At 70.6% G+C, this 289-nt stretch carries 1 protein-coding gene; it reads right to left on the bottom strand.

Translation table 11 applies throughout. The features are described 5' to 3' along the window. On the bottom strand, positions 1 to 289 hold a 289-nt coding region (locus OH705_RS26995), incomplete at both ends, for a LysR family transcriptional regulator (RefSeq protein WP_267303405.1).

Below are 289 nucleotides of genomic sequence, written 5' to 3'. Positions count from 1 at the left end.
GGATGCCCGGGGCGCGTTCGCGCAGCCGCGCAACGATGGCGGGCACGAGCACGAATTCCACGTAGCTGTTCGGCGCCAGCGTGAACAGGCGCTCCGCCTGCGATGGATCGAATTGCCGTTGCCCCAGCACCAGCGCATCCACCTGCGACAGCGCCGCGGCGATGCCGGGCGCCAGCGCGATCGCCTTCTGGGTTGGCTGCATGCCGTAGCGCTCGCGGATGAACAACGGATCCGGCAGCGTGTCGCGCAGGCGCGCGAGCGCGTTCGACAGCGCCGGCTGGGTGATGCC

This window comes from Pseudomonas sp. BJa3 (assembly GCF_026343815.1).
GTDB classification, from domain to species: domain Bacteria; phylum Pseudomonadota; class Gammaproteobacteria; order Pseudomonadales; family Pseudomonadaceae; genus Aquipseudomonas; species Aquipseudomonas soli.
This window is presented reverse-complemented; position numbering and strand designations above follow the sequence as displayed.